The organism is Pseudomonas sp. SDT291_1_S447 (assembly GCF_054070155.1).
In genome coordinates, this window is sequence record NZ_JBSVXS010000195.1 from 1 (window position 1) to 6,660 (window position 6,660).

Annotated in this window: 5 protein-coding genes; 1 reads left to right on the forward strand and 4 read right to left on the reverse strand. The window is 59.8% G+C overall.

Translation table 11 applies throughout. The annotated features are described in order from the left end of the window. Positions 1 to 62: 62 nt before the first annotated feature. Genes ACW9IR_RS28255 through ACW9IR_RS28270 form a run of 4 tightly spaced genes read right to left on the reverse strand, consistent with a single transcriptional unit; the run spans position 63 to position 4,040 of the window. Positions 63 to 1,052, reverse strand: a complete 990-nt coding sequence (locus tag ACW9IR_RS28255) for a lysylphosphatidylglycerol synthase domain-containing protein (RefSeq protein WP_457465903.1) — start codon at positions 1,050 to 1,052, stop codon at positions 63 to 65. Continuing rightward, positions 1,049 to 2,323, reverse strand: a complete 1,275-nt coding sequence (gene clsB, locus ACW9IR_RS28260) for a cardiolipin synthase ClsB (protein WP_102901722.1) — start codon at positions 2,321 to 2,323, stop codon at positions 1,049 to 1,051. The genes ACW9IR_RS28255 and clsB overlap by 4 nt, the downstream gene beginning before the upstream one ends. Beyond that, entirely contained in the window at positions 2,320 to 3,117 is a 798-nt protein-coding gene (locus ACW9IR_RS28265) for an endonuclease/exonuclease/phosphatase family protein (RefSeq protein ID WP_102901721.1), read from the reverse strand. The genes clsB and ACW9IR_RS28265 overlap by 4 nt, the downstream gene beginning before the upstream one ends. Beyond that, on the reverse strand, positions 3,114 to 4,040 hold the full coding sequence (locus tag ACW9IR_RS28270) for a DUF72 domain-containing protein (RefSeq protein ID WP_457465905.1): 927 nt from the start codon (positions 4,038 to 4,040) through the stop codon (positions 3,114 to 3,116). The genes ACW9IR_RS28265 and ACW9IR_RS28270 overlap by 4 nt, the downstream gene beginning before the upstream one ends. A gap of 450 nt (positions 4,041 to 4,490) precedes the next feature. Here ACW9IR_RS28270 and ACW9IR_RS28275 point away from each other — a divergent pair, with 450 nt between their 5' ends. Continuing rightward, on the forward strand, positions 4,491 to 6,584 hold the full coding sequence (locus ACW9IR_RS28275) for a mechanosensitive ion channel family protein (RefSeq protein WP_457465907.1): 2,094 nt from the start codon (positions 4,491 to 4,493) through the stop codon (positions 6,582 to 6,584). Positions 6,585 to 6,660: the final 76 nt, after the last annotated feature.

A 6,660-nucleotide genomic window follows, 5' to 3' on the forward strand; every position in this document is an offset into this window, starting at 1 on the left:
TACATTTGAAATGTATTCTCCCTGTAGGAGCTGCCGAAGGCTGCGATCTTTTGATCTTGATTCTAATGTCTGGGTTTTTTCTCTATTCGCAGTGCCTTCGCCTTGGCCTCAACCACCAGATACATCACCACCGTAATCAACAACGGCAGCAGAAAATAAATCGCCCGATACGCCAGTAATCCCGCCACCAGACTGCCACGCGAAGCCTCGTGTTGCAGCAGCGCGACAAACACCGCTTCCAACACCCCAAGCCCCGCCGGAATATGCGTGATGACCCCGGCAATCGCACTGATCAACAGCACGCCCAGCACCAACGGATAATCGAGCTTGCTCGGCAGCAAAGTGAAAATCACCGCTGCCATCAGCGACCAGTTCAACGCGCCCAGCAGCAGTTGCAGGACCGCCATGCGCAACGACGGTAGATTGATTTCCACTCCACGAATCGACCACTCACGGCGCTTGGAAAACTGGCACGCGACGAGATAGCCGGCGCTGATCAGCAGCAACAGCACGCCGATGCCTTGCAGCGCACTGCTGCTGATTTTCCAGCCCGGCGGCATTGTCACCAATCCGCTGCTGAACACCGCGCCGGCAATGGTCATGTAGCCGAACCAGTTGGTCGCCAGGCTCAAACCGAGGATCTTGGCGATGTTGCTTTTGCTCACCCCAAGGCGCGAATACAGCCGATAGCGCATGGCGATGCCACCCACCCACGCGCTCAGATTCAAGTTGAACGCATAGCTGATGATCCCCACCGGCAGAATCTGTTTCCAGGTCAGGTCCTGACGAATGTAAGTGCGGCCGATCAGATCAAAACTGGCATACACCAAAAAACTCAGCAGCGTCAGGCTGGCGGCGATGATCAGCGTGCGGACCTTGAAGTCGGCGAGGGTTTGCAGCACTTCGGCCCATTCGATACGCGTGGCGAATAGCGTCAGCAACACGATCAGCGCGAGGAAAAACAGCAGGGTCAACGGGCGCTTCCAGCGACTCCATTTCGAATGAGTGGCTGGCGCCGCATGACCGCTCGGATGCACTTCGGAATGGCTCATGGCGTGTTCCCTCGAAACGGCTTGAGCCGGGGTTTATGCGCTGGCAACCATCCGGCCATCGCCGGGAAATGCCGCAGAAAGTGGAACACCAGAAACCCCACGGTCATGTGCCAGATGCGCCCACGCGGGGACTTGCTGGCATCCATGGCTTTGCAGTGGTTTTGGCTGAGGTCTTCGAGGCGTTCGAACAGATGCTGATTGAACGCGCGGTCGCGGATCAGCACGTTGGCTTCCAGGTTCAGCGACAGGCTCAGCGGGTCGAGATTACTTGAGCCGACCGTGCTCCATTCTTCGTCGACCAGCGCCACTTTGCCGTGAAGCGGGCGCTGGCAATATTCATGAATCTGTACGCCGGCCTTGAGCAGGTAATCGTAGGTCATGCGTGCCGCGAGTTTGGCCACCAGCATGTCCGGTTGCCCCTGCAGAATCAGGCGCACCTCGACTCCGCGCCGCGCCGCGTTACGGATCTCACGCAGCAAACGGTAACCGGGGAAAAAGTAAGCGTTGGCGATCACCACCCGGCGTTTGGCGCGACGCAGTACCTGCAAATACACATCTTCAATATCGGAGTGGTGCTGGTCGTTATCGCGGAACACCAGGCGCACCTGACCGTCGTGGTCATCGAAAGCCATCTCCGCGCGACGTTGACGCCGACGTTGCCACCAGAACCGCGCACGGCCCGGCCGACCACTTTGCAGCAGGGCGAAATGATGGATGTCGGCGACCGCCGGGCCCTGAATTTCCACCGAATAATCCTGCTTGGCTTCAGGGCCGAAATCAGCGAGGTGATCGCCGGAAAAGTTGATCCCACCAATAAACGCGATCAGGCCATCGACCACCACGATCTTGCGATGCAAACGGCGGAACCAGTTGGTGCGAATGCCCAGGCGTTTCGGTGCCGGATCGAAGATTTGCAGATGCACGCCGGCTTCGCTCAGCGCGGTGAGATAACCGGTGCTCAACTCGCCGCAACCAAAGCCGTCGAGGCTGACCGTGGTGCGCACGCCACGGCGGGCAGCGTCGATCAGAATCTCCTGCAACTCGGCACCGACCTTGTCTTCGAAAACGATAAAGGTCTCGAGGAGGATTTCACTCTTCGCCGCGCGCATCGCTTCAAACACTCGCGGGAAATACTCCTCACCGTTCTCCAGCAACTCGACGCGATTGTTGCCCTGCCAGCGGTACTCGACATCAACATGGCCCGGCTCGCGTATCGGCGGGTTGATGGCGACCGGTTCCACGGCGGATTTCTCCAGCGGCGCGCTGCTCATAGTTCGATCTCTACCGATAAAGGAACGTGGTCGGAAAGGTGCGACCAAGGCCGGTTCGCCAGAACTTTCGGCTGGCTGGCCTTGAGGTTGCGCACGTAAATACGATCAAGGCGCAGTGTTGGCAGGCGCGCGGGAAAACTGCGCGCCGGTTTGCCCTGGTGCTCTGCGAACACTTCGCGCAGGCCGCAGGGTTTGAGCTGCGCATCGGCGCGCTGGCGCCAGTCATTGAAATCGCCCGCGACGATCACTGGTGCGTCGTCGGGCAACTCCGCCAAGCGTTGCATGAGTAAATCCAGCTGGGCATTGCGATGACTTTCGCGCAGGCCCAGATGCACGCAGATCGCATGCACTTCGGTGCCGTCACCCGGCAGGCGCAGCACGCAATGCAGCAGGCCGCGGTTCTCATGGCCGTTGATCGACACGTCGAGGTTGTCGTGACGGATGATCTGGAATTTCGACAGCAACGCATTGCCGTGGTCGCCCTCCGGGTACACCGCATTGCGCCCATAGGCGAACTGCGGCCAGAGGCTGTCGGCGAGAAATTCGTACTGCGGCATCGTCGGCCAATTGCTGTAGCGCTTGGGATGGTGCTCGTGGGTGCCGTGGACTTCCTGCAGAAACACCACGTCGGCGGCCACGCTGCGCACCGCTTCGCGCAGTTCCGGGAGGATGAAGCGTCGGTTGAGGGCGGTGAAACCCTTATGGGTATTGACCGTCAGTACGGTGAACGTTCGCACGGACGGCGCAACGACCGAGCCCTCATCGGTGAAGCCAACCGGTTCTGGAATACTCATGCCAACACTCCTTCGCCAGCGGGTTCGCCGGGGGTGGTGGCGAGGTCTTTATCCAGCTCGAAACGATGCAGCAGATCGCGGGCGTCGTACGGCGCGCGGACTTTGATGTCGTTGTCGAAATAGCAGAACACTTCGCGGGATTTGCGTGCGCGTGGCTTCAAGCGTGGTGCGATCAGGTGCGCGTCTTTGGGTTGCTCGCCGTGGTGCCAGGCGTCGATGCGTTCGGCCCAATGCTTGAGGGCTGGCGCGGTGTAACCGCTGACGTAGAGCTCTTCGGCGCCGTGCAGGCGCAGGTAGACAAAGTCGCTGGTGAGGTCTTCGCGGTACGGCCATTTGTCGGCGGTGTCGGCGATCACCAGTGCGGTGTTGTGGCGTTTCAACAAGCGCACGAACTCGGGGTCGATGAAGCTCTCGTTGCGGATTTCCACGGCATGGCGCAGTGGTTTTTTGCGCCAGGCTTTGATGCTGGCGTGGCCGTGCAGGTGCGAATCGTGTTGATGGGCGAGGGTGGCGGCGGCTTCGGTGTCGTGGGGCAATAATGCGAGGAAATGTTCAAAGCGCTCAGGCTCGAATTTGAAGTTTGGCGGGAATTGCCAAAGGATCGGCCCGAGCTTTTCCTTGAGTTCCAGCACCCCGGAGGCGAAGAAATTGGCCAGAGGCTTTTCGATCTCGCGCAAGCGGCGAATGTGGGTGATGAAGCGTGGCGCCTTGACGCTGAAGACGAAGTCGTCGGGTGTTTCGGCGTACCACTGCGCGTAACGTTCCGGCCGTTGCAGGGCGTAGAACGATCCATTGATTTCGATGCTGTTGACCGCCCGCGAAGCGAACTGCAATTCGCGTTTCTGCGCCAGTCCCTTGGGGTAGAAGTCCCCGCGCCACGGTGCGTAGCGCCAGCCGGAAATACCGATGTGAATCGTTGCCATGCCGCCCTCCCGTCGAAAGTCCTCGTGTTGCCGTTATCTTTTGATGACTGCGGGCGGTTCGGGAAAGTTTCGATGGCGTTACGGACGGTCACGTCCAAGGCGAAGATCAAAAGCGTTCCCCCTCACCCCAACCCTCTCCCCCAGAGGGGGCGAGGGGGAAGGGAGCCGATCTTCAGGGTTCTCAGGATTTGAGTTCGCCTCAGGACTTTCAGATCGGTGCAGACAGATCAGGCAACTCGATCAGCTCCCTCTCACGCTGGGAGAGGGAGCTGATCTTCAGGGTTTTCAGGGTTTGAGTTCGACTCCGGACACTCAGGTCGATGTACTTCTCGCAGGCAACTCGGTCAGTTCCCTCTCCCTCTGGGAGAGGGCTAGGGTGAGGGGGCTCTTGAACTTGCCGCATAAAATTTGATCAGTTCCTTACAGGTTCAGCCAAGGGAGATCGGAGTTTTGGTCAAGTTCAGGATCGCCATTCTGCTGGGAGCGCTGCTGTTTCTCGGCGCCAGTGAAATTGACGCCGCCGCATTGCCGGGTGTCCCGGCCACCGCCGAAGAGGCGGCCAAACCTGAACCGATCGTGCAGGGCGGTCTGCTCGGTGCGATCAGTTCGAGCATCGATGATGTACAAGACAAGCTCGATCTCAACGAACACCTGGTCGACGCCTGGCGCCTGCGCGCCGATCGCGCCGCCGATGAAGTCGACAAACTGGTCAATCAACCGTCGAACCGCTCGGGCTGGAGCGTCGCCGGGGATTTCCTCACGCTGTCGGGCGTCTGGCTCGGCAGTTTCGCGTTATTGACCGTACTGGGCAGTCTGTTGGCCAAGCGCCTGCGCGAGGGCCGCTGGTTGCGCACCCGTCAGCGCAGTCAGGATCTGCTCGGTTACTTGCTGCCGTACACCGTGCCGGCGCTGATCTGCCTGCCGCTGACCCTGTACGTCAGCCATTTTCTGCAAGCCTCGGTGGGACGCGCGCTGGCGCTGTGTCTGGCCTACGCCACCAGCAGCGGCATCTTTTCCACCTCGATGTTGTTGTGCGTGGTGGTGATGTTCAACGTCGGCCATAAACGTTCGGCGGCGCGGATCATTCGTGATTATTGCCCGCGACCGCTGTTCCTGATCGGCTTCCTCGCGGCCCTCAGCGATGCGCTGACCAGCCCGCAGATCGCCCGTCAATTGGGTGGCAATATCACCAGCAGCATCGCGGTGTTTACCGGGTTGGTCGCCTCGATCATTTTCGGTTTGCTGGTGATTCGCCTGCGTCGCCCGGTGGCACACCTGATCCGCAATCGTTCGCTGAGCCAGCGGCTGAAACAACCTTCGTTGCAGGAGTCGCTGCGGATCTTTTCCGGGCTGTGGTACTGGCCGATCGTGCTGATGGTGCTGGTCTCGGCGGTCAATCTGATCGGCATCGGCGAGGACAATCAGAAAGCCCTGCGCTGCGCGCTGTTCACCACGGTTTTGTTAATCGGCACGGTATTCCTCAGCACGATCCTGCAGCACTTGTTCAAGTCACGAAAGGCCGAAGCGATCCAGCGCAGCAGCGCCTACAAGGAACGTTTCCTCAGCCTTTTGCATGCCTTGCTGCGGATCGTCATCGCTATCGCCTTTATCGATATCCTCGGGCGGATCTGGGGCGTGTCGCTGCTCGATTTTGCCCAGAGCAGCACGGTCGGAAGAGCCATCAGCAACGCGCTGAGCAGCATCGGCCTGATCTTCCTGGTCACGTGGTTGTTGTGGGTGGTGCTCGACACAGCGATCCAGGAAGCGCTGAAACCGCCGCTCAGCAAACGCGCAGCGCGGCAGCCGAGTACGCGGGTGAAAACCATCCTGCCGCTGCTGCGCAACGCGATCAAAATCATCCTCGTGGTGATCTGCGCGATCACCACCATGGCCAATCTGGGGATCAACGTTGCGCCACTGCTGGCCGGTGCCGGCGTGGTCGGTCTGGCCATCGGTTTCGGTTCGCAGCAACTGGTGCAGGACGTGATCACCGGGCTGTTCATCATCATTGAAGACACCCTGTCGATTGGCGATTGGGTGGTGCTCGATTCGGGCCATGCCGGCACCGTCGAAGGGTTGACCATTCGCACTCTGCGTCTGCGTGACGGCAAAGGGTTTGTGCACTCGGTGCCGTTCGGCCAGATCAAGGCAGTGACCAATCAATCGCGGCAGTTTGCCTTTGCGTTTTTCTCGGTGCAGTTCACCTACGACACGGACGTGGATAAAGCCATCGAACTGATCCGCGAGACCGGTGATTCGATCCGCGAAGACCCGTTCCTCAAGTACAACCTGCAAGGGCCGCTGGACGTGTTTGGCGTCGACAAGATGGATTTGAATGGCGTGGTGCTGACGGCGCAGTTCCGCACGGTGTCGGGGGGGCAGTATGCGGTGAGTCGGGCGTTCAACCAGCGGTTGAAGAAGCTTGTGGATAACACCGCGACCGTGCATTTCGCGCAGACTTATCCACAGCAGGTTTTGTTGCCGAAGCGGCAGCAGGAGGGGGCTGTGGTGGCAAGCGAGGTGCCGCAGGAATCGCGGACTTAATGCAAGATTATGTGGGGCAGTGCCGGCCCTTTCGCGAGCAGGCTCGCTCCCACAGGGGGAACGCGATCAAACTGTG

What these genes read in the sequence shown, in the direction of transcription:
- ACW9IR_RS28265 (WP_102901721.1), bottom strand. Translation starts at nt 3,117, where the DNA reads ATGAGTATTCCAGAACCGGTTGGCTTCACCGATGAGGGCTCGGTCGTT.
- clsB (WP_102901722.1), bottom strand. Translation starts at nt 2,323, where the DNA reads ATGAGCAGCGCGCCGCTGGAGAAATCCGCCGTGGAACCGGTCGCCATC.
- ACW9IR_RS28255 (WP_457465903.1), bottom strand. Translation starts at nt 1,052, where the DNA reads ATGAGCCATTCCGAAGTGCATCCGAGCGGTCATGCGGCGCCAGCCACT.
- ACW9IR_RS28270 (WP_457465905.1), bottom strand. Translation starts at nt 4,040, where the DNA reads ATGGCAACGATTCACATCGGTATTTCCGGCTGGCGCTACGCACCGTGG.